Origin of the sequence: Azospirillum sp. TSH58 (assembly GCF_003119115.1) — a bacterium.
Classification (GTDB): domain Bacteria; phylum Pseudomonadota; class Alphaproteobacteria; order Azospirillales; family Azospirillaceae; genus Azospirillum.
Window position 1 is genome coordinate 298,303 of the sequence record NZ_CP022363.1, and the last position, 24,123, is coordinate 322,425.

Annotated in this window: 7 protein-coding genes; 4 read left to right on the forward strand and 3 right to left on the reverse strand. The window is 70.8% G+C overall.

All coding sequences use genetic code 11. The annotated features are described in order from the left end of the window. Genes TSH58p_RS01260 through TSH58p_RS01270 form a run of 3 tightly spaced genes read left to right on the forward strand, consistent with a single transcriptional unit; the run spans nucleotide 1 to nucleotide 2,910 of the window. Nucleotides 1–1,098 carry a hydantoinase/oxoprolinase family protein gene (locus TSH58p_RS01260; protein ID WP_109069795.1) on the forward strand — a complete coding sequence of 366 codons (1,098 nt, stop codon included), beginning with the start codon at nucleotides 1–3 and terminating at the stop codon, nucleotides 1,096–1,098. A gap of 20 nt (nucleotides 1,099–1,118) precedes the next feature. Next, on the forward strand, nucleotides 1,119–2,075 hold the full coding sequence (locus TSH58p_RS01265; protein WP_247874008.1) for a quinoprotein relay system zinc metallohydrolase 2: 957 nt from the start codon (nucleotides 1,119–1,121) through the stop codon (nucleotides 2,073–2,075). A 4-nt stretch (nucleotides 2,076–2,079) separates the two neighbouring features. After that, nucleotides 2,080–2,910, forward strand: coding sequence for a quinoprotein dehydrogenase-associated SoxYZ-like carrier (locus TSH58p_RS01270; protein ID WP_109069797.1), 831 nt, complete (start codon nucleotides 2,080–2,082; stop codon nucleotides 2,908–2,910). Between the two features lie 21 nt (nucleotides 2,911–2,931). On the opposite strand, the gene TSH58p_RS01275 is transcribed toward TSH58p_RS01270, so the two are convergent. Continuing rightward, on the reverse strand, nucleotides 2,932–3,273 hold the full coding sequence (locus tag TSH58p_RS01275) for a hypothetical protein (protein ID WP_247874009.1): 342 nt from the start codon (nucleotides 3,271–3,273) through the stop codon (nucleotides 2,932–2,934). A gap of 288 nt (nucleotides 3,274–3,561) precedes the next feature. Between TSH58p_RS01275 and pqqA the strand changes: the two genes are divergently transcribed. After that, nucleotides 3,562–3,642, forward strand: a complete 81-nt coding sequence (pqqA, locus tag TSH58p_RS34640) for a pyrroloquinoline quinone precursor peptide PqqA (RefSeq protein ID WP_014242213.1) — start codon at nucleotides 3,562–3,564, stop codon at nucleotides 3,640–3,642. A gap of 144 nt (nucleotides 3,643–3,786) precedes the next feature. On the opposite strand, the gene TSH58p_RS01285 is transcribed toward pqqA, so the two are convergent. After that, a complete protein-coding gene (locus TSH58p_RS01285; RefSeq protein ID WP_109069799.1) occupies nucleotides 3,787–4,626 on the reverse strand; it encodes a dihydrofolate reductase family protein in 840 nt (279 codons plus the stop codon). 75 nt (nucleotides 4,627–4,701) lie between these two features. Further along, nucleotides 4,702–23,535: an Ig-like domain-containing protein gene (locus TSH58p_RS33770; protein WP_247895490.1), complete on the reverse strand. Its 18,834-nt coding sequence runs from the start codon at nucleotides 23,533–23,535 to the stop codon at nucleotides 4,702–4,704. Nucleotides 23,536–24,123 lie beyond the last annotated feature (588 nt).

Genomic DNA, 24,123 nt, shown 5'->3' on the forward strand with positions numbered 1-24,123 from the left:
ATGGATGGCGGCGCATTGATCGGGCTGGACATCGGCGGGGCGCACCTGAAAGCGGCCCTGTTCGACGGGGCGGGAACGCTCCGCGACCTCGACCAATGGCCCTGCCCGCTCTGGCAGGGCCTCGACCGGCTGGAGCAGGCCGTCGCGGCGGTGCTCGTCCGCTGGGGGCATCCGCAGCGTGTCGCCGCGACGATGACCGGGGAGTTGGCGGACCTGTTCGACGACCGCGCGGACGGCGTGCGCCGGATCGCCACCACGATGCGGTCCGCCCTGCCCGCCGCGACACTCACCGTTTTCGCCGGCCCCCGCGGGTTGGTGCCGGCCGCTGCCGTGTCCGACTGCGCGGAGGCGGTGGCCTCCGCCAATTGGTACGCCACGGCGCTGGTGGCCGCTGCGGGCGGCGACGGCGTCCTGCTGGATGTCGGCAGCACCACGACCGACATCGTCCCGCTCGTCGGCGGCGGCCCGCTCCATGCCGGCTATTCCGACGCGGAGCGGCTGGACAGTGGGGAGCTGGTCTACACGGGCGTTGTGCGCACCCCGGTCATGGCGGTGGCCCGCGCCGTTCCCTACGGCGGGCGCCGGCGCGCTCTGATGGCGGAGCTGTTCGCGACCATGGCCGACGCCCATCGCCTGACCGGGGCGCTGCCGGACGGAGCCGATCAGCACCCGGCGGCGGACGGGCGCGACAATGGCATCACCGCCAGCGCGCGGCGCCTGCTGCGGATGGTCGGTGACGACCTGGGACCGGACGGCCTGCCGAAGGCCCGCCGCCTCGCCGACCATCTCGCGGAACGCCAGCTCCGTCGGATCGAGGACGCGCTCGACCAAGTGCTGTCACGGGGCCTGATGGCGGACGCCCCGCCGCTCGTCGGCGCCGGGGTCGGCCGGTTCCTGGTGCGGCGCCTCGCCGAACGCCGGGGATCGGCATACCGGGACTTCGAAGCGCATCTGCCGGTGGCGCCGGCCTTGCGGGAACGCACGGGATGGTTCGCCCCCGCCGTCAGCGTCGGCTGGCTGGCCTTCGACGGTGCGCCGCACAAACACCTTTGCCCGGTTGCCGCCCCCGCAGACGGGGTCCCATACTTGCGCGATTGAACACAGTGCAGGACCGGACGATGGCTGCTGGGGCCACGTTCCTCTGGCCGTCCGCGCGCACGGCGCCGGCCGGCGTCTGGCTGCTCGTCTGCCTGCTCTGGGCAGACCCGGCGCCGGCCGATCCCCTGCCCGTGTTCGAGGTCGCACCCGGCGTGTTCGTGCACGCCGGCCGCCACGAGGAAACCGACGCGGCCAACGCCGGGGACATCGCCAACTGCGGCTTCATCGTCGGGGACGACGCCGTCGCCGTGATCGACAGCGGCGGCTCGCCGGTTGTCGGACATCGTTTGCGCGACGCGATCCGCGCCCACACCGACCGGCCCATCCGCTACGTCGTCAACACCCACATGCACCCGGACCATGTGCTGGGAAACACCGCCTTCCTGCCCGACCGGCCCGAATTCGTGGCGCACGGCAACTTCCAGGCGGCCCTGACGGCGCGCATGGACCATTACCGGCAGGCGTTCGAGGCCGAGACCAGTCCCGCCGCCGCCGCGGAGGTGCGGCTCATCCCGCCGACCCTCGTGGTCGCCGACCGCCTGGAACTGGATCTGGGAGGGCGCGTGCTCGACCTCGTCGCGTGGCCGGTGGGCCACACGGACAACGACCTGACGGTGATCGATCGGCGAACCGCGACGCTGTGGGCCGGGGACCTGTTGTTCATGGAGCGGGCGCCGGCCATCGACGGTTCCGTCCTCGGCTGGCTCCGCGTTCTCGACGCCCTGGCCACGGAACCGGCGGCGCGCGTCGTTCCCGGACACGGCCCGCCTTCGGCCCCCTGGCCGGATGCCGCGGGGGATCTGCGCCGCTACCTGGGCCGGGTGGTCGAGGGCGTCCGCAAGGTCCAGGCGGCCCACGGCACGATTCAGCAGGCGGTCGAGACGGTCGCCGCCGACGAGGCGCCGCGCTGGCGCCTGTTCGAGTCCTACAACCCGCGCAACGTGACGGCGGCCTTCGCCGAACTGGAATGGGAATGACACCATGACCACACCGCACCGGACCATCTTCACGCTGTCGGGCACTGCGCTGGCGGGAGCGGCGTGGCTGTGCCTGAGCGGCGCGGGCGCTCTGGCGGCCTCGCCGCAGGAGGAGCGCTGGGACATGCTGCGCGACATGTATTTCTCGGGCCGTACGGTCGAGGATGCCGGGGCGCTCCTCAGCCTGGAGGCCCCGAAACGCGCCAACGACGCGGCGGTCGTGCCCATCCGGATCGTGACGGCCCCGGGAAGCGGCGTCCGGATAACCGCGGTCCACCTCATCGTGGATGAAAATCCGGTGCCGATGGCCGTGACCTTCCGGTTCCCCGGCGGCGACAGCCCGCAGACGATCGACACCCGATTGCGGGTCAACGCCTACACCAACATCACCGCCGTCGCGGAAACCGGCGACGGACGGCTGCTGCGGACCGCGCAGTTCGTCAAGGCGTCCGGCGGGTGTTCCGCCCCGGCCCTGAAGAACGCCCAGCTCGCCGTCGCCCGCATGGGCAAGATGAAGCTGAACCTGCCCGACAGCATCGTCGCCGGAAAGCCGCTGACCGCGCAGTTGCTGATCAGCCACCCCAACTACACCGGCATGCAGTACGACCAGCTCAACTACTACTTCATCCCGGCCCACTACGTGAAGACCGTCGCCATCCGATACAACGGAGCGCCGGTGCTCGACGTGCAATCGGACATTTCGATGAGCGAGGACCCCAGCATCCACTTCTCCCTGGTGCCGGAGGAGCAGGGAACGCTGGAGGTCACCGCCGAGGATTCGAACGGGCGGGTTTTCCAGGAGAGCTGGCCGATCCGCGCCAACTCCGGTTCGTGAGGGGACGGCGCCGCCGGACCGTCAGAAGCATTTCAGGTCGGCGGCGACCTGGGCCTGCCGGAACTCGTTCAGCAGATCCTTGATCCACCCGACGTCGCGCATGAGCGCCGCGCGCTCGCCGGGTGCCTCCTGCATGCCCCGCGCGGTCTCCACCGCCACATAGCTGTCGTAGGGAAAATGCGCGGCGATCTCGTCGATGCTGCAGGAGCATTTGCGAACGACGTCCGGCCCCTGTCCGTTGGAGACCATGCAGCCGAGGACGTAGTCGACGCGGGCGTAGGTGGGGTAGCCGTCCTCGGCCTGCGCCGTGCCGCAACCGATCAGAAGCGCGATCAAGGCGATCGGAACACCATTCCTCGTCATCGGGTCGGGTCCATGCTTGTCTGTTCGAAGAAGCGCGTCGTCATCGTGGGACGATCAAGCATTCGGTCTCAAGCACGCATTTGGAGACTGCCGCGGGAAAGACCGGCTGTACAAAACCAGAGATGAATCAATTCGGCGTTCTTTCACCACAAAGAAATCCACCCCAATTTTCCATGCCGCTATCCCTTCGCAGGATGGCCGCACCAGGATTGGACCGGTAGGCTTCCTCAAGAGGACCGAAACCGCAGATGGTCCTTTCCACCCATCCAAGACCCAAGGGAGCGCATCATGAAGACCTGGCGCAAACCGAAAATCCGTGTGATCGCCGTCGGCACCGAAATCAACGCCTACGCCTGCGCGCAGCTTTGATGGCGTGGCAGCGGCGAAGCCGTGTGCCTCATCGTGCCCACCACCGACCTTCCCGCGGGCAGCGGCCAGCCCTGTCTCCGCTGCCCGCTGGCCTGTTCCGACAGGGCCGCCAATCGAAAACGGCCCTGAACCGGGTCACCGCACTCACGCCGGGCGCAACGGCTCGAACCGGGCGAACCATTGGCCCGCCCCATCCGGCGCCGCGTTGTCGTAATACAGCGAGGACAGGCTCAGGCGGCCGGCTCCCTCCAACCGTGGCCCCGTCGCCATGGTGTGAAAGCCCTCGCCACCCACCACACGGTGCGCGATGGTGAGGTAAAGCCGCGACAGCATCCCATCCCGCAGCATCGTCGACAGCATGCGGGGGCCGGTCAGCAGATACACGCTGCGAAAGCCGAGCGCGCCGAGTTCACGGATCAGAGGCGCACCCTCCACCGACGCCCCCTCCCCGGCGACGATCACCGGATAGCCATGCGCGCGCAGCGCGTCCACCCGCTCTCGCGGGGCCTGCCGGCCCGTCGCGACCAGAACGCGCTGCCTTTCCCGGATCACCGACTCCGGAATCGGGAAATCCAGACTGGCGCTGGCGATCACGACGGCGGGCTGAGGGAGCAGGCCGTTCTCCCGCCGCCATTGCGCGAGGTCGCGGTCCATGGCGCGCGTCCCGATCTGCAACACGTCGTCCAGCCGGCCGGCCGCGAGGTCGCGCAGATAGCCGCCATGCGTGACGAGGCAATCGGCCTGGGCCTGCAGTTCAAGGAACAGGCGGAAATCGTTCTCGCTGGTGATCTCGGCGGGAAGGTGGCTTGCTCCGGTGACGGCGTCCGGCAACGCGATGCGCCCGTCGAGGCTGCCGACGAAGCTCGCATAGACGAACGGAGCCGCTGCGCTGCCCAGGGTGTGCAACGCATCGGCCACATAGAGCCCGGCCAGCGCCACCTCTTCGGGCGGTCCCGGAAAAAGCCTCAGCACGCGCGCAGCCATACCCGACGATAGCACCGCCCTTTCCGCGGCCAACAGCGCGGAAGGAGGGGGGCGCTTGCGGCCGCCCCCTCCCCGTCAGGTGAACCAGCGGGCGGCGTCACCGGTCTGCCCGACGATGGTGACGCTCACCCCCGGCCGCAGATCGAGCACGGTGTTGCCGTTCACGACCCTCGCCGACGCGATCACGCTCTTGAGGTCGAGCGAGGGGTCGAACAGCGCCAGCCGGTCGGTGCCCGCGGTGAAATCCATCACCATCGACCCGCCGGACGCCCCGCCGAGGGCGAAGATGTCCGCCCCGGCACCACCCCACACCGTGTCGGCCCCCTGGTCGAGGAACAGGAGGTCGTCCCCCGCCCCGCCGACCAGCACATCGTCGCCGGCCCCGCCGAACAACGTGTCGTTGCCGTCCTCGCCGAACAGCGTGTCGTTGCCCGCCCCGCCATCGGCGAGGTCGTTGCCCATCCCCAGCGACAGGATGTCGTCGCCGGCCCCGCCGAACAGCGTGTCGTTGCCATCCTCGCCGAACAGCGTGTCATTGCCCGCCCCGCCGTCGGCGAGGTCGTTGCCCGTTCCCAGCGACAGGATGTCGTCGCCGCCCTCGCCGAACAGCGTGTCGTTGCCGTCGCCGCCGAAGAGGGTGTCGTTGCCGGTGCCGCCGAACAGAGCGTCGTTGCCGCCTTCACCGATCAGGATGTCGTTGCCGGCTCCGCCGCCCATCGTGTCGTTGCCGGCCCCACCGCCCATCGTGTCGTTGTCGGCGCCGCCATCCATCAGGTCGTCGCCGTCGCCCCCATGCATCAGGTCGTCGCCGTCGTCGCCATAGAGCGTGTCGTTGCCGAGCGTGCTGGCCACCGTGTCGTTGCCGCCGCCGCCCGACAGGAGATCGTCGCCGGGGCCGAGGATGATCGACTGGCTGCTGGCATCGCCGTACACCACCTGGTTGCCCTCGCCACCGGTCAGCGTCGCCGAACCGATGACCGCGGCGAACGACACGGTGTCGAGCTGGATGGTCAGCGGTCCCGCGGCCCCGGTCGTGTCGATGACCAGGGCCGTCGGCATGGTGGAGCCCGACGCGGCGCCGGTGACCCGGACCGCCGCCCCCGGCACGCCGGGCGCGGTGAAGGCGAGCGTGCGCAGCAGCAGGGACGTCTGCTGCGACAGCATGCTCAGATAGCGGGCGCCGCCGCTGGACAGGTCGGACCGCGAGACCGACCCCGCCGTCGTGCGCGCCTCGATCGCCTGGATCAGGTCGGCCTGCGCCAGGGTCGCGCCCTCGCGGGCCGCCGGGCCGCTCGCCGTAACGCCGACGCCGGTCGGCAGGCCGACCTGCAGCGTGGTCACCAGCGCCGGCTGTCCGGTGGTGGAATCGGTCACCGTCTCGCGGACCAGCGCCACGTCGGCCAACCCGGCGTTCGGACTGCCGGGATCCTCCACGCGGCCGACGGCGGGCGCCTGGACCACCACGGTGCTGAAGGCCCGTCCGTCGGACTGCGACGCGAGCGTCTGGACCTGCGTGCCGTCCACCACCGCTCCCGCCGCCTTCGCCGCGGTCGCCGTCCCGGCCGCCGAGACGTTGCCCGCCGCGTCGGTCAGCGTGACCGACAGGGACAGCGTGCCGTCGAGCAGGCCGGACACGTCGATCCCGCCCACCGCACCGCCCGCCCCGGTGAGCGTTCCGGTCCCGGTCAGCGGCCCGCCGCCGCCCGAGGAGGACAGCGTCCAGCGGTAGGTCGCCCCGGTCTCGCCGCCGGAGAGGAGGAAGCCGACGCTGCTCTGCTTGGCCTGGTCGATGGAGGCGTCGCTGAAGGCCACCGACGGCGCCGTCGGGGCGATGGTGTCGATGACCACCGACAGGGCGCCGGACGCCGGACCGCTGTTGCCCGCCGCGTCGGTTGCCCGCGCGGTGAAGGCGTGCGTGCCGTCCGCCAGCGGCGTCGCGCTGAGATCGGCGACCCAGGCGCCCTGCCCGTCGGCGGTGACCGTCGCCAGCTCCGTCCCTCCGTCAGACAGGACGACCCGGCTGTCGGCTTCCGCCGTGCCGCGCACGAACAGCCGGTTGCGGTTGGTGCTGGTGACCGTCACCGGCAGCGTGCCGGCGGAGTCCGCGCTCACCGTGGTGATCGCCGGGCGGCCCGGCGGGGTGACGTCCACCATCGGCAGCGTCAGCGTTCCCGTCGCTGGCGTGGTCACGCCGTCGCTCACGGTCACCGCGACGGTCGCCGTGGCGGCGGCGCCGCCGGTGATCCGCAGGGCGGCGAGGGTCGCGTTCACGTCGGCGACCGACCCGCTGATCGTCAGCGTTCCGTCCCCCGCCGTCGCCACATTGGCCTGTCCCGCCGCCGTGGCCCCCAGGGTCGCCTGGGACGGGGTCAGGGTCACCGTGACCGCCGGGCTGTCCGGATCGGTGACCTGGATGCCCGTCAGCGCCGTGGCGAGGCCCTGGTCGAGGGTGATCGGCTGCGGCAGGGTCAGCGTCGGGGCGGCCAGGGTCGCCGGATCGGCGATGGTCACCGCGATGGTCGCCTCGGCGTCGGTCGTCAGCGTGCCGAGGTCGCTGGTCGTCACCCGGATCGTGCCGGAGGTCTGGCCCGCCGTTCCGGTGAAGGTCAGGGTGGCCAGCGTGGCCGTGATGTCGGCCTGCGTGCCGAGCAGGCGCCAGACCCCGGCGGAGGGCTGGGTCAGGGTCACCCCGCCCTGCGCCGTCAGAGCCAGCGCGCCGTTGGTCGGGGTCAGCGTGACCTGAAGGTTCGGGCTGTCGTAATCGCTGACCGACAGGCCGGTCACCGCCGTCGCCACGCCGGAGACCACCGACAGGGTGGCGGGCGCGCTGTGCTCCGGCGAGGACAGCACGCCGATGACCAGCAGGCTGTCGGCGTCGGGGGTCAGCGGCTGGTCGTCGGACGATTCGAAGCGGATCGACGCGCTGGTGACGTTGCGCGACGCGGTGAATTCAAGCTGCTGCAGGGTGCGGTTCACGTCCTCCAGCGAGCCGGTGAGCCGGATCTTGCCGTTGCCGAGGTCGCTCGCCGTGGCCGCGCCCTGGAGCGGCAGGGTGAGGGTGCCGTTGGTCGGCGTCAGCACGACGGTCATGGTGCCGCCGTCGATGTCCGTGATCTCCAGCCCCAGCACCTCGGTCGACCGGCCGGCGACCAGGGTCGGGCTGCTCGGCAGCACGTTGGCCGGCGGCGACTGGATGGCGATGGCCAGCGTGCCCGAGGCGTCCGGCGTCGCGGGATCGCCGTCGGCAACCGTCACCGCGATGCTGCCCGCCGTCTGCCCGCCGGAGCCGGTGAAGACCAGCGAGGCGAGCGTCGTGTTGACGTCGGCCACGCTGCCGCTGACCGTCACGGTGCCGTCGCCGGCCGTGCTGACCGCGGCGGGGCCGGCAAGGCCGAGGCTGCCGTGGCCGGGCGTCAGGGTCACCGTCACCGTGGCGCTGTCGCCGTCCATCACCGACAGCCCGGCGATCGCCGCGGCCGTTCCCGCCACCACCGTCGGGGAGGTGGGCAGGGTCAGCTTCGGGTCGATCGGGTCCTCGTTGCGGATGGTCCCCGACGCCGACGCCGTCTCGATCGCCGTCGCCGCGACCGACGGGTTGGACAGGGTGACGGTGAAGGTCTCGTCCGGCTCGATGTCCGTGTCGCCCGACACCAGGATGGTGATGGTCTTGGTCGCCTCCCCGTCGGCGAAGGAGACGCTGCCCGACGGCAGGGTCCCGCCGAAGTCGGCGGCGTCGAGCGTGGCGCCCGCCGACCCGGCGCCGGCCGCGACCGCCCAATCCACCGTCAGGGCGCCGCTCGTGTTGCCGGCGCGGGTGACGGTGAAGGTGAAGGCGGTCGTGCCGCTGTCACCTTCGCGCCTGTCGGCGTCGGTCGCCGCGATGGCGAGGCGCGACGGGACGACCACGGCCACCTGGGCCACGCTGATCTGCTGCTGGAGGTTGGTGCCGGTGAAGGCGGTGACGGCACCCGACACGTCGCCCGCGGCGGTGCCGCTGCGCAGCTCGTCCGCCGCCGTGCCCTGCGCCACCACCTGGGCCTGGGCCATCTGGGTCAGCCCGTCGATGCCGCCGCTGTTGGTCGTGCCGGCGGTGATCACCGCGCCGTTCGACGCGGCGATGACGTTGGCCGCCCCGTTCGTCACCGCGGCCAGCTTCGCGCTGTCCACGGCCCCGATCCGCGCCCCGGCGACGGCCAGGATGGCGGCCAGGACCGCCGGGTCGGCGAGGTCGATCGTGCCGCCGGCCGGGACGGCCTTGATCGCGTCGGCGATGGCACCCACCAGCGCCCGCCCGATCACGCCGCTGGCCCGCGGCGTGCCGATCACCACCCCGGCGAGCACGGCGCTGCCCTGGACGATCACGTTGGCGATGCTGGCGGCGGCGGCCTGGGTCTTCAGCGCCGCCGCGATGGCCGCAGCGTCCGCCCCGGCCGTGGTCACCGCGACGATGGGGTCGTAGCTGAGCAGGTCGAGGCCGGCGTCGAGGCCGAGCTTGCTCTTCAACTCGGTCGCCGCCGCGGCGATCTCGCTGTCCGTTCCGGCGAGCCCCGCCATGCCCATGATGATGGTGGTCAGCGGCGTGATGACGGACGCCGAGCCCGGCGCCTCGTAGACGCCGGTGAAGGACAGGTTGGTCGAGATGTCGGTGCCGCCGATCATGACGATGGGGCCGGACCCGCCGGGGATCGACCAGCTCCCCACCGCGTTCGTGGTCCCGAACGCCTCGCCGGCGTCGAGCTGGCCATTGGCGTTGGCGTCGGCGAACACCGTGGCGCCGGCGATGTAGCCGTCGATGGCGTGGCCGCCACGGACATTGACCAGCACATGGCCGGTGGCCGGCGCCGCGCTGCCGAAACCGAGGCTGGTCACGGCGTTGCCGGCGCTGTCGCGGATCTGCGCGCCGTTCAGGTCGATGGTCCCGGCGACCACGATGCCGTCGCTGTCCAAGTCGTCCGCGCCGACGGCGTAGCGGAACACCAGCTTGCCGGAGTCCACGCGGAGGAAGGTGGCGTAGCGGGTCTGGGTCCCGATGGTCAGGGCCAGCCGCGGCGCCCCGGTGCCGGAGACGCTGACCGCGTCGCTGAAGGCGACGGTGAAGTCCAGCGTATCGCCGCGCGCCGCCAGATAGCGGCCGGCGGCCGGGCCGGTCACCGCGGCGACTGTGGCGGCCTGGTCGTCGTTGAGGATGGTGCCGATCGCCGTCGCGTTCTCCACCGTGATCTTGGCGTCGGCCACCGTGGTCGAGGGGGAGAAGAGCAGCACCCGGAACTGCTCGTTGCCCTCCACCTGCCGGTCGCCGCTGATCGGAACGGTGATGGTCTTGCTGGTCTCGCCGGCGGCGAAGGTGACGGTGCCGCTGGGCAGCGTGCCGCCGAAGTCGGCCGCGTCGGCGAGGCTGCCGCTCAAGCCGGTCGTGTCGACCTGCCATTTGACCGTGGTGGCGCCCGAAGTGTCGCCGCGCCGGGTGATCGTGTAGGTCAGGCCGGTGGAGCCGCCGTTGCCCTCCGCGATCGACAGGCTGGACGGGGTGAGGCTCAGCCATTGCACCGGCGTCAGGCTGATCGTCACCGCCCGGCCGACCAGATTGGTCCCGTCGGACACGGCGTAGCTGAAGGACCCGGCGGCCCCGGTGGCGCCGAAGGGCGGCGTGTAGATCACCGCGGCGAGCTGGTCGGGCGTCAGCGTGTCGCCGACGGCGAGCGCCGTGCCGTCGTAGCGCTGGAGCGTCCCGACCGTCGGCAGACCGGTGACCGTGATGGTCAGCGGATCGCCCTCCGGGTCGACCGGCTTGTCGATCGACAGGCCGACGCGGCTGGAATTCTGGTCGATGGCGACGTGCTTGGCCTCCTGCACCGCCGGGGCGGTGTTGACCCCTCGCACGGTGATGGTCAGCGTCGCGGTGGAGGTCGCGCCGGACTGGTCGGTGACGGTGTAGCTGACCGTCTCCTGCCGGGTCTGGCCGAACAGCAGCGTGCCGTAGCCGCCCGCCGGGTCGAAGCTGTAGCCGCCGTCGGCGTTCAGGGTCAGCCGGCCGCCGCCGGCCAGGGTGATCGCCCGGCCGACGTTGGCGGCGTCACCGTTAACCGCGCTGACGGCCAGACGGTCGCCGACGTCGGGGTCCGTATCGTTGGCGAGCACGCCGCTCGCCGCAACCACCGTGACCGGGGTGAGCCGGTCGGTGTCGCCCGCATCGTTCGCCGCGACCGGCGCGTCGTTGACGTTGGCGACCTGAATGGTCAGCAGGTCCGAAACCGTCGCGCCGGAGGAATCGGTCGCGGTGACGCGCACCGTCCGGGTGCCGACATCGGCGTTGCCCGGCGTGCCGGACAGGCGCCCGGTGGCCGCGTCGAAGCTGAGCCAAGCGGGCAGCGCCGAACCGTCGCCGCTGGTCGCGCTGAAGGTCAGGCTGTCGCCGGTGTCGGCGTCGGTGAAGGCTCCCGCCGGAACGGTGAAGGAAAAGGCCTGCCCCTGGTCCACGTTGCGGGTGCCGAGCGCCTGGGCCAGCACCGGGGCGTCGTTGACCGACAGAACGTTGACGCTGGTCGTGCTGTTCGTCGCCGAAGCGCCGTCCGCATCGGTGACCGTCACGGTGAAGGCCGTGGTCTCCTGGGAGCTGGGAGCCGCCCGGTTGGCCACCGGCTGGAAGTCGAGCAGCCGCAGGGCGGCCTGGGCCGCCGCCGCGGAGCCGGCGGTCAGGGTGTAGGTGCCGGCGGCCGCCTTGGCAAAGCCGCTGGCGGAGAGGCTGGCGGCGGTGAAGGCGCCGGTGGCGTCGCCGACCGTGCCGCCCGAACCGCGGACCGTCACCACGACCGTCTGGGCTTGGCCGGCCTCGTTGTCGGCAACGGTCATGGTGGCGAAGGGCAGGCGGCTGACGATATCGTTGGTCGCTTGCCCGGCCACCGCGCCGCCGATCACGGGGGTGCTGTTGCCGGACGGACTCCGGGTGTCGATGGCGTAGCCGACCGAGGTCACGCTGCCCACCGGGCTGTTTCCGGCGGTGTCACTCCACCCCGTTGCCACGGTGATCCGGCTGTCGGAAGCAACCGTTTCCACGCTTGGGGTCAGGATGGCCGTATAGACCAGCCCGTCGCTTCCGGGCATGACCGCCAGATCCGACAGCGTTCCGTTCTGGGCGCCAACGGCCGAGAGGGAGAAGCCAACCGGCGCCTCGCTGAAGGTGAAGGTGACGGTTGCCGTCTCCCCCGGCCCGATCGTCGTCTTGCTCAGCGCAATGGCAACAGACGGTGTCCCGGTGTCGATGGTGACGGTCAGCGCGGTGGAGGCGGATGAGGTGTTGCCCGCCGCGTCGGTCACCGTGGCGGTCAGCGTGTGAGCGCCGTCGCTCAGCGAGGCCGCCGTGAGGCTCCACGCACCCGCCGCGGACGCGGTCACCGTGCCCAGGGCCGTCGCGCCCTCGTACAGCACCACGACGCCAGCCTCGGCAACGCTGCCGGTGATGACGGGAGCCGCCACGTTGGTCAGCGTGTCGGAGGTGGACCCGCTGTTCGACGCCGTCGCCAATGCAAGGCTGGTTGGAGCGTTGGCCCCGGTGTCGATGGTCACGGTCAGCGCGGTGGAGGCGGACGATGTGTTGCCCGCCGCATCGGTCACCGTGGCGGTCAACGTGTGCGCGCCGTCGCTCAGCGAGGCCGCCGTGAGGCTCCACGCACCCGCCGCACCCGCGGTCACCGTGCCCAGGGCCGTCGTGCCCTCGTACAGCACCACAACGCCAGCTTCGGCAACGCTGCCGGTGATGACGGGAGCCGCCACGTTGGTCAGAGTGTCTGCCGTCGAGCCACTGTTCGAGCCCGCGGCGAGCGCCAAGCCGGACGGAGCGTTGGCCCCGGTGTCGATGGTCACGGTCAGCGCGGTCGAGGCGGACGAGGTGTTGCCCGCAGCGTCGGTTACCGTGGCGGTCAACGTGTGAGCGCCGTCGCTCAGCGAGGCCGCCGTGAGGCTCCACGCACCCGCCGCACCCGCGGTCACCGTGCCCAGGGCCGTCGCGCCCTCGTACAGCACGATCACGCCAGCTTCGGTAACGCTGCCGGTGATCACCGGTACCGCCACGTTGGTCAGCGTGTCGGACGTGGACCCGCTGTTCGACGCCGCCGCCAATGCGATGCCCGTCGGGGCAGAGGCCCCGGTGTCGATGGTGACGGTCAGCGCGGTGGAGGCGGACGATGTGTTGCCCGCCGCATCGGTCACCGTGGCGGTCAGCGTGTGCGCGCCGTCGCTCAGCGAGGCCGCCGTGAGGCTCCACGCACCCGCCGCACCCGCGGTCACCGTGCCCAGGGCCGTCGTGCCCTCGTACAGCACCACAACGCCAGCTTCGGCAACGCTGCCGGTGATGACGGGAGCCGCCACGTTGGTCAGAGTGTCTGCCGTCGAGCCACTGTTCGAGCCAGCGGCGAGCGCCAAGTCGGACGGAGCGTTGGCGCCAGTGTCGATGGTCACGGTCAGTGCGGTCGAGGCGGACGAGGTGTTGCCCGCCGCATCGGTCACCGTGGCGGTCAACGTGTGCGCGCCGTCGTTCAGCGAGGCCGCCGTGAGGCTCCACGCACCCGCCGCACCCGCGGTCACCGTGCCCAGGGCCGTCGCGCCCTCGTACAGCACGACCACACCAGCCTCAGCCACCGTCCCGGTGATGACCGGGGTTGTGACGCTGGTCAGTGTGTCGGACGTCGAGCCGCTGTTCGAGCCAGTGGCGAGCGCCAAGCCGGACGGAGCGTTGGCCCCGCTGTCGATGGTCACGGTCAGCGCGGTGGATGCGGACGAGGTGTTGCCCGCCGCATCGGTCACCGTGGCGGTCAACGTGTGCGCGCCGTCGCTCAGCGAGGCCGCCGTGAGGCTCCACGCACCCGCCGCACCCGCGGTCACCGTGCCCAGGGCCGTCGTGCCCTCGTACAGCACCACAACGCCAGCTTCGGCAACGCTGCCGGTGATGACGGGAGCCGCCACGTTGGTCAGCGTGTCGGACGTGGATCCGCTGTTCGACGCCGCCGCCAATGCGATGCCCGTCGGGGCAGAGGCCCCGGTGTCGATGGTAACGGTCAGCGCGGTGGAGGCGGACGAGGTGTTGCCCGCCGCGTCGGTCACCGTGGCGGTCAACGTGTGCGCGCCGTCGCTCAGCGAGGCCGCCGTGAGGCTCCACGCACCCGCCGCACCCGCGGTCACCGTGCCCAGGGCCATCGCGCCCTCGTACAGCACGACCACGCCAGCTTCGGCAACGCTGCCGGTGATCACCGGGGCCGCCACGTTGGTCAGCGTGTCGGAGGTGGACCCGCTGTTCGACGCCGTCGCCAATGCAAGGCTGGTTGGAGCGTTGGCCCCGGTGTCGATGGTCACGGTCAGCGCGGTCGAGGCGGACGAGGTGTTGCCCGCCGCATCGGTCACCGTGGCGGTCAGCGTGTGCGCGCCGTCGCTCAGCGAGGCCGCCGTGAGGCTCCACGCACCCGCCGCGGACGCGGTCACCGTGCCCAGGGCCGTCGCGCCCTCGTACAGCACCACGACGCCAGCCTCGGCAACGCTGCCGGTGATGACGGGAGCCGCCACGTTGGTCAGCGTGTCGGAGGTGGACCCGCTGTTCGACGCCGTCGCCAATGCAAGGCTGGTTGGAGCGTTGGCCCCGGTGTCGATGGTCACGGTCAGCGCGGTGGAGGCGGACGATGTGTTGCCCGCCGCATCGGTCACCGTGGCGGTCAACGTGTGCGCGCCGTCGCTCAGCGAGGCCGCCGTGAGGCTCCACGCACCCGCCGCACCCGCGGTCACCGTGCCCAAGGCCGTTGCGCCTTCGTACAGCACGACCACACCAGCTTCGGCCACCGTCCCGGTGATCACCGGGGCCGCCACGTTGGTCAGCGTGTCGGACGTCGAGCCGCTGTTCGACCCCGTCGCCAATGCGATGCCCGTCGGGGCAGAGGCCCCGGTGTCGATGGTCACGGTCAGCGCGGTCGAGGCCGTGGAGGTGTTGCCCGCCCCGTCGGTCACCGTGGCGGTCAGCGTGTGGGCGCCGTCGCTCAGCGAAGCCACCGTGAGGCTCCACGCACCCGCCGCGGACGCGGTCACGGTGCCCAAGGCCGTCGCGCCTTCGTACAGCACGATCACGCCAGCTTCGGCCACCGTCCCGGTGATGACGGGAGTTGTGACGCTGGTCAGCGTGTCGGACGTGGACCCGCTGTTCGACGCCGTCGCCAATGCAAGGCTGGTTGGAGCGTTGGCCCCGGTGTCGATGGTCACGGTCAGCGCGGTCGAGGCGGACGAGGTGTTGCCCGCCGCATCGGTCACCGTGGCGGTCAGCGTGTGCGCGCCGTCGCTCAGCGAGGCCGCCGTGAGGCTCCACGCACCCGCCGCGGACGCGGTCACCGTGCCCAGGGCCGTCGCGCCCTCGTACAGCACCACGACGCCAGCCTCGGCAACGCTGCCGGTGATGACGGGAGCCGCCACGTTGGTCAGAGTGTCTGCCGTCGAGCCACTGTTCGAGCCAGCGGCGAGCGCCAAGTCGGACGGAGCGTTGGCCCCGGTGTCGATGGTCACGGTCAGCGCGGTCGAGGCCGTGGAGGTGTTGCCCGCCGCATCGGTCACCGTGGCGGTCAGCGTATGCGCCCCGTCGCTCAGCGAGGCCGCCGTGAGGCTCCACGCACCCGCCGCACCCGCGGTCACCGTGCCCAAGGCCGTTGCGCCTTCGTACAGCACGACCACACCAGCTTCGGCCACCGTCCCGGTGATCACCGGGGCCGCCACGTTGGTCAGCGTGTCGGACGTCGAGCCGCTGTTCGACCCCGTCGCCAATGCGATGCCCGTCGGGGCAGAGGCCCCGGTGTCGATGGTCACGGTCAGCGCGGTCGAGGCCGTGGAGGTGTTGCCCGCCGCATCGGTCACCGTGGCGGTCAGCGTGTGCGCGCCGTCGTTCAGCGAGGCCGCCGTGAGGCTCCACGCACCCGCCGCACCCGCGGTCACCGTGCCCAGGGCCGTCGCGCCCTCGTACAGCACGACCACACCAGCCTCAGCCACCGTCCCGGTGATGACCGGGGTTGTGACGCTGGTCAGTGTGTCGGACGTCGAGCCGCTGTTCGAGCCAGTGGCGAGCGCCAAGCCGGACGGAGCGTTGGCCCCGCTGTCGATGGTCACGGTCAGCGCGGTCGAGGCCGTGGAGGTGTTGCCCGCCGCATCGGTCACCGTGGCGGTCAGCGTATGCGCCCCGTCGCTCAGCGAGGCCGCCGTGAGGCTCCACGCACCCGCCGCACCCGCGGTCACCGTGCCCAAGGCCGTTGCGCCTTCGTACAGCACGACCACACCAGCTTCGGCCACCGTCCCGGTGATCACCGGGGCCGCCACGTTGGTCAGCGTGTCGGACGTCGAGCCGCTGTTCGACCCCGTCGCCAATGCGATGCCCGTCGGGGCAGAGGCCCCGGTGTCGATGGTCACGGTCAGCGCGGTCGAGGCCGTGGAGGTGTTGCCCGCCCCGTCGGTCACCGTGGCGGTCAGCGTGTGGGCGCCGTCGCTCAGCGAAGCCACCGTGAGGCTCCACGCACCCGCCGCGGACGCGGTCACGGTGCCCAAGGCCGTCGCGCCTTCGTACAGCACGACCACACCAGCTTCGGTAACGCTGCCGGTGATCACCGGTACCGCCACGTTGGTCAGCGTGTCGGACGTGGACCCGCTGTTCGAGCCCGTCGCCAATGCGATGCCCGTCGGGGCAGAGGCCCCGGTGTCGATGGTGACGGTCAGCGCGGTCGAGGCGGACGAGGTGTTGCCCGCCGCGTCGGTCACCGTGGCGGTCAGCGTGTGCGCGCCATCGCTCAGCGAAGCCGCCGTGAGGCTCCACGCACCCGCCGCACCCGCGGTCACCGTGCCCAAGGCCGTCGCGCCCTCGTACAGAACGATCACGCCAGCTTCGGCCACCGTCCCGGTGATGACGGGAGTTGTGACGCTGGTCAGCGTGTCCGTGGTCGAGCCGCTGCTCGAGCCAGCGGCGAGCGCCAAGCCGGACGGAGCGTTGGCGCCAGTGTCGATGGTCACGGTCAGCGCGGTCGAGGCCGTGGAGGTGTTGCCCGCCGCATCGGTCACCGTGGCGGTCAGCGTGTGCGCCCCGTCGCTCAGCGAGGCCGCCGTGAGGCTCCACGCACCCGCCGCACCCGCGGTCACCGTGCCCAGGGCCGTCGCGCCCTCGTACAGCACGACCACACCAGCCTCAGCCACCGTCCCGGTGATGACCGGGGTTGTGACGCTGGTCAGTGTGTCGGACGTCGAGCCGCTGTTCGAGCCAGTGGCGAGCGCCAAGCCGGACGGAGCGTTGGCCCCGCTGTCGATGGTCACGGTCAGCGCGGTGGATGCGGACGAGGTGTTGCCCGCCGCATCGGTCACCGTGGCGGTCAACGTGTGCGCGCCGTCGCTCAGCGAGGCCGCCGTGAGGCTCCACGCACCCGCCGCACCCGCGGTCACCGTGCCCAGGGCCGTCGTGCCCTCGTACAGCACCACAACGCCAGCTTCGGCAACGCTGCCGGTGATGACGGGAGCCGCCACGTTGGTCAGCGTGTCGGACGTGGATCCGCTGTTCGACGCCGCCGCCAATGCGATGCCCGTCGGGGCAGAGGCCCCGGTGTCGATGGTAACGGTCAGCGCGGTGGAGGCGGACGAGGTGTTGCCCGCCGCGTCGGTCACCGTGGCGGTCAACGTGTGCGCGCCGTCGCTCAGCGAGGCCGCCGTGAGGCTCCACGCACCCGCCGCACCCGCGGTCACCGTGCCCAGGGCCATCGCGCCCTCGTACAGCACGACCACGCCAGCTTCGGCAACGCTGCCGGTGATCACCGGGGCCGCCACGTTGGTCAGCGTGTCGGAGGTGGACCCGCTGTTCGACGCCGTCGCCAATGCAAGGCTGGTTGGAGCGTTGGCCCCGGTGTCGATGGTCACGGTCAGCGCGGTCGAGGCGGACGAGGTGTTGCCCGCCGCATCGGTCACCGTGGCGGTCAGCGTGTGCGCGCCGTCGCTCAGCGAGGCCGCCGTGAGGCTCCACGCACCCGCCGCGGACGCGGTCACCGTGCCCAGGGCCGTCGCGCCCTCGTACAGCACCACGACGCCAGCCTCGGCAACGCTGCCGGTGATGACGGGAGCCGCCACGTTGGTCAGCGTGTCGGAGGTGGACCCGCTGTTCGACGCCGTCGCCAATGCAAGGCTGGTTGGAGCGTTGGCCCCGGTGTCGATGGTCACGGTCAGCGCGGTGGAGGCGGACGATGTGTTGCCCGCCGCATCGGTCACCGTGGCGGTCAACGTGTGCGCGCCGTCGCTCAGCGAGGCCGCCGTGAGGCTCCACGCACCCGCCGCACCCGCGGTCACCGTGCCCAGGGCCGTCGTGCCCTCGTACAGCACCACAACGCCAGCTTCGGCAACGCTGCCGGTGATGACGGGAGCCGCCACGTTGGTCAGAGTGTCTGCCGTCGAGCCACTGTTCGAGCCCGCGGCGAGCGCCAAGCCGGACGGAGCGTTGGCCCCGGTGTCGATGGTCACGGTCAGCGCGGTCGAGGCGGACGAGGTGTTGCCCGCAGCGTCGGTTACCGTGGCGGTCAACGTGTGAGCGCCGTCGCTCAGCGAGGCCGCCGTGAGGCTCCACGCACCCGCCGCACCCGCGGTCACCGTGCCCAGGGCCGTCGCGCCCTCGTACAGCACGATCACGCCAGCTTCGGTAACGCTGCCGGTGATCACCGGTACCGCCACGTTGGTCAGCGTGTCGGACGTGGACCCGCTGTTCGACGCCGCCGCCAATGCGATGCCCGTCGGGGCAGAGGCCCCGGTGTCGATGGTGACGGTCAGCGCGGTGGAGGCGGACGATGTGTTGCCCGCCGCATCGGTCACCGTGGCGGTCAGCGTGTGCGCGCCGTCGCTCAGCGAGGCCGCCGTGAGGCTCCACGCACCCGCCGCACCCGCGGTCACCGTGCCCAGGGCCGTCGCGCCCTCGTACAGAACGATCACGCCAGCTTCGGCAACGCTGCCGGTGATGACGGGAGCCGCCACGTTGGTCAGAGTGTCTGCCGTCGAGCCACTGTTCGAGCCAGCGGCGAGCGCCAAGTCGGACGGAGCGTTGGCCCCGGTGTCGATGGTCACGGTCAGCGCGGTCGAGGCCGTGGAGGTGTTGCCCGCCGCATCGGTCACCGTGGCGGTCAGCGTATGCGCCCCGTCGCTCAGCGAGGCCGCCGTGAGGCTCCACGCACCCGCCGCACCCGCGGTCACCGTGCCCAAGGCCGTTGCGCCTTCGTACAGCACGACCACACCAGCTTCGGCCACCGTCCCGGTGATCACCGGGGCCGCCACGTTGGTCAGCGTGTCGGACGTCGAGCCGCTGTTCGACCCCGTCGCCAATGCGATGCCCGTCGGGGCAGAGGCCCCGGTGTCGATGGTCACGGTCAGCGCGGTCGAGGCCGTGGAGGTGTTGCCCGCCCCGTCGGTCACCGTGGCGGTCAGCGTGTGGGCGCCGTCGCTCAGCGAAGCCACCGTGAGGCTCCACGCACCCGCCGCGGACGCGGTCACGGTGCCCAAGGCCGTCGCGCCTTCGTACAGCACGACCACACCAGCTTCGGTAACGCTGCCGGTGATCACCGGTACCGCCACGTTGGTCAGCGTGTCGGACGTGGACCCGCTGTTCGAGCCCGTCGCCAATGCGATGCCCGTCGGGGCAGAGGCCCCGGTGTCGATGGTGACGGTCAGCGCGGTCGAGGCGGACGAGGTGTTGCCCGCCGCGTCGGTCACCGTGGCGGTCAGCGTGTGCGCGCCATCGCTCAGCGAAGCCGCCGTGAGGCTCCACGCACCCGCCGCACCCGCGGTCACCGTGCCCAAGGCCGTCGCGCCCTCGTACAGAACGATCACGCCAGCTTCGGCCACCGTCCCGGTGATGACGGGAGTTGTGACGCTGGTCAGCGTGTCCGTGGTCGAGCCGCTGCTCGAGCCAGCGGCGAGCGCCAAGCCGGACGGAGCGTTGGCGCCAGTGTCGATGGTCACGGTCAGCGCGGTCGAGGCCGTGGAGGTGTTGCCCGCCGCATCGGTCACCGTGGCGGTCAGCGTGTGCGCCCCGTCGCTCAGCGAGGCCGCCGTGAGGCTCCACGCACCCGCCGCGGACGCGGTCACCGTGCCCAGGGCCGTCGTGCCTTCGTACAGCACCACGACGCCAGCTTCGGTAACGCTGCCGGTGATGACGGGAGCCGCCACGCTGGTCAGCGTGTCGGAGGTGGACCCGCTGTTCGAGCCAGTGGCGAGCGCCAAGCCAGACGGAGCGTTGGCCCCGCTGTCGATGGTCACGGTCAGCGCCGTCGAGGCGGACGATGTGTTGCCCGCCGCGTCGGTCACCGTGGCGGTCAGCGTGTGTGCGCCATCGCTCAGCGAAGCAACCGTGAGGCTCCAGGCACCCGCCGCACCCGCGGTCACCGTGCCCAGGGCCGTCGCGCCCTCGTACAGAACGATCACGCCAGCTTCGGCCACCGTCCCGGTGATGACGGGGGTTGTGACGCTGGTCAGCGTGTCGGAGGTGGACCCGCTGTTCGACGCCGTCGTCAAAGCAAGGCTGGTTGGAGCGTTGGCCCCGGTGTCGATGGTCACCAGCAGGGAGCCCGACGCCCCGCTCTCGACACCGGACAGCACCACCTTGGCCGTCAGAGTCCAATCCCCGTCGGCAAGCGTCGTGCCGGGGATCACGGACCAGGCGCCGGAGCCATCGGCCGTACCCGTCCCGATCTCAACGCCGTTTCCGTACAGATGCACGACGCTGCCGGCTTCGGCGGTTCCCGTCAGGGTGGGTTGAGCCGCATTCGTCAGCCCGTCGCCGGGCACGCCGCCGTCCGAGGCCGGGCTCAGCGCCGGGGTGGACGGGCTGGCGGGCAGGACGATCAGCGTGTCAACGCCGTTGAGCGTCAGCGTCTGGAACGGCGTGTAGACGGTTTCAACGCCGGAAACGAACAGCGATCCCTGGTTGCCGACCGGGGCGAAGGTCACCACGTCGGTGCCGACGCCGCCGATCAGAGTTTCCAGCAGCGTCACCGCCAGGGTGCTGCCGGCGCCGTCCAGCGTCACCACGTCGGTGCCGGCGCCGCCGGTCAGCGTCTCGACGCCGCTGACCAGCAGCGTGTTGCCCACACCGTCCAGCGTCACCACGTCGGCGCCAATGCCGCCGACCAGCGTCTCGATACCACTCACCAGCAGCGTATTGCCGGCGCTGCCCAACGCCACCAAGTCGACGCCGATGCCGCCGACCACCGTCTCGACACCGTCCACCAGCAGCGTGTTGCCGGCGCTGCCCAGTTCCACCAGGTCGGTGCCGGACGTGCCGATCAGCGTCTCGATCCGCCACACTGTGAGCGTGTTGCCGGCACTGTCGCCAAGCGTCACGATGTCGAGGCCGCTGCCGCCCTTGATCGTTTCGACACCGCTCGCCGTCATCACGTTGCCGCCGGTGCCGAACGTCACGACGTCGGTGCCGGAACCGCCGGTCAGCGTCTCCAGCAACCGGACCAGCAGCGTGTTGCCGCCGCTGCCCAGCGTCACGACATCTGTACCGGAGCCGCCAAACAACGTCTCGACCCGCGACACCTCGATGGTGTTGCCGCCGCTGCCCAGCGTCAAGACGTCGGTCGCGATGCCTCCGATCAACGTCTCGACGTGGCTCACCAGCATGGTGCTGCCCCACGTCGTGCCCAAAGACACCACGTCGGTGCCGGATCCGCCGGTCAGGGTTTCCAGCCGGGACACCGACATCGCGTTGCCGCCGTCGCCGAGCGTCACGATCTCCAAGCCGGTGTTGCCGTTCAAAGTCTCGATGCCGCTGACCAGCACGGTCAACCCGGAGGCGGAGACCGTTAGCACGTCGGTGCCGGTGCCGCCGATCACCGTTTCCAGAGCGTTCACCAGCATGGTGCTGCCGGCGCCGTCCAGCATCACGACGTCGACGCCGGAGGCGCCGATCAACGATTCCAGAAGGGACACCGTCAATGTGTTCCCACCCGTGAGCAGCGTCGCCACGTCGGTGCCGGAACCGCCGACCAGGGTCTCGACGCCGGTCAACCGCAGCGTGGCGCCGCCGGTGCCCACGGTCACGACGTCGGTGCCGGCCCCGCCGATCACCGTCTCCAACAGCCGGATCGTCAGCGTGTTGCCGCTGCCGTCGAGGTTCACGGTGTCGGAGCCGGTGCTACCGATCAGCGTTTCGACCAGACTCACCGACACCGTGTTGCCGCCGATACCCAGCGTCACGAAATCGGCGCCGGCCCCGCCGATCAGCGTCTCGGTCAACCGCACCAACAGCGTGTTGCCGTTGCTGTCGAGGCTCACGATGTCGGCGCCGGTGCCACCGATCAGCGTTTCGACGAGACTCACCGCCACCGTGTTGCCGCCGCTGCTCAGCGTCACCACATCGGTGCCGGCACCGCCAGTCAGAGTTTCGACGCCCCGTATCAGCAACGAATTGCCGCCGGTGCCCAACGTCACGTTGTCCGTACCGGAGCCGCCAATCAGTTGCTCAATCAACCGGACCAAGACCGTGCCGCCGCCCAGAGTCACAACGTCGGTGCCGGTGCCGCCCGTCAGCGTCTCGACGCCGGTCACCAGCACCGTGTTGCCGCCGCTGCCCAGGGTCACCACATCGGTGCCGACGCCGCCCGTCAGCGTCTCCAGCTTCGACACGGTCAGCGTGTTGCCCGCGCTGTCGCCCAACGTCACCACGTCGGTGCCGATGCCGCCGGTCAGCGTCTCGATGCCCTCAACCAGCATCGTGTTGCCGCTGCTGCCCAGCGTCACCGCATCGGTGCCGATGCCGCCGGTCAGCGTCTCGACGCCGCCCACCAGCATCGTTTTGCCCAGGGAGCCCAGCGTCACCACGTCGGTGCCCGCACCGCCGGTCAGCGTCTCGACCCCGCTCACCAGAAGCGTGTTGCCGCCGCTGCCAAGAATCACGAAGTCGGTGGCGGTGCTGCCGGTCAGCGTCTCGATCCCGGAGACGATGTAGGTCGCCCCGATGTCGACCAGCGACACCACGTCGATGCCGGTGCCGCCGGTCAGCGTGTTGATCTGCGACAGCGCGATCGTGTTTCCGCCATTGTCCAGCGTCACGATCACTGGGGCGACGTTGCGGAAATACTCCACATCGCCCCCGTCCACGCCGACCACCAGATCAATGTCGCCGTCGCCGTCGAGATCGCCCAGGGTCGGCCGCGGGTACGCTCCGGGGCCGAGAGCTCCGTAGGGATTCGTGGCCAGCAACGAAAAGGTCGGCGCCGCCGCCGTACCGACGTTGACGTAGACGGTGCTCTTGGTGATGAGGTCGACGAAACCGTCCCCGTTGATGTCCGCCAGCGCGGGCGACGCGTAGCCATCGATGTCGCGGGGCACACTGAAAGGATTGGTTGCTTCCAGCGAGAAGGTCGGCGCCAGCGTCGAGCCGTTGTTGCGGTAAAGGAAAATGTCCCCGCTCGAATTGCCGATCAGCAGGTCGAGGTCGCCATCGCCGTCCAGGTCGGCGAAGCTCGGCGCCCCGTAACTGCCAGCGCTCTGAATGCCGAACAGGCCGGTGCCCTCCAGCGAGAAGGTCGGCGTCTGCGCTGAGGTCCCGTTGTTGCGGAAGAACAGGGTGGTCCCGGCATGATTGCCGATGAACAGGTCGAGATCGCCGTCGCCGTCGATATCCGCCAATCCGGGAAGCGCGCCGCCCGCGCTGACGTTGGTGACCCCGAACGGGTTGGTGCTGTCCAGCGTGAAGGTCGGCGACAGCGTCGTTCCGGTGTTCCGGAAGAAGAGCGTGTTCCCGTCCGCGTTGCCGACCAGGAGGTCGAGATCGCCATCACCATCAAGGTCGACCAGCACCGGCGCGGCCTCGCTTCCGGTGTCGGAAAGGCCGAAGCTGTTGGTGCCGATCATGGTGAAGGTCGGATTCGCCACGGTCTTTCAGCCCTCGCGTCACACAGCCGGCTCGGACACCGGTCTCATCAGGTGAATCTGTGCATTATTAAGGCCTAATTATTGGTACATGTGAAGCATGCGAGTTGCCTCGTTGGTTGATAAGGTCGGGGCGCGCCCGCAAAAATCCTTACTTTTCCAATAGTTTCTTGCGTACCGCGAAAGCACGTATGCATCCGTCGCAACCGGATATGACACACGGACAGGTGCCCTCATCCGGTTGAATTTGAAACCAAGGGTTTCCAGTGGGGCGGAGAAGCGCTGTCCCGAACAGAACAAACACGAAACGCTCCTGCCGGCGTGTCCGTCGGGCAGCCGGTCCCATCGGAAGCACCGGCCGAACACCGAAGCGGCTTCAAAGCCGCTCCACCGATGGCGAACCGATGGATCGATGCCGTCCGACGGCCGCCGAGGCGGCGACTCGGGCTCCACCGACGACCGATCGGCGGACGGGCGGACGTCCGGCCGCCGCGCCACCGGCGGCGCCGGGCCGGTGCGAGGGGAGTCGAAACAGGCCGTGCGAGGGACGGGATCGTTTCCTCCTTCGGCCTGCGGGATGTTCAGAACCGA

Excerpts from the sequence above, each read along its gene's own strand:
- TSH58p_RS01260 (WP_109069795.1), top strand. The coding sequence starts at position 1 with ATGGATGGCGGCGCATTGATCGGGCTGGACATCGGCGGGGCGCACCTG.
- TSH58p_RS01265 (WP_247874008.1), top strand. The coding sequence starts at position 1,119 with ATGGCTGCTGGGGCCACGTTCCTCTGGCCGTCCGCGCGCACGGCGCCG.
- TSH58p_RS01270 (WP_109069797.1), top strand. The coding sequence starts at position 2,080 with ATGACCACACCGCACCGGACCATCTTCACGCTGTCGGGCACTGCGCTG.
- TSH58p_RS01275 (WP_247874009.1), bottom strand. The coding sequence starts at position 3,273 with ATGACGAGGAATGGTGTTCCGATCGCCTTGATCGCGCTTCTGATCGGT.
- pqqA (WP_014242213.1), top strand. The coding sequence starts at position 3,562 with ATGAAGACCTGGCGCAAACCGAAAATCCGTGTGATCGCCGTCGGCACC.
- TSH58p_RS01285 (WP_109069799.1), bottom strand. The coding sequence starts at position 4,626 with ATGGCTGCGCGCGTGCTGAGGCTTTTTCCGGGACCGCCCGAAGAGGTG.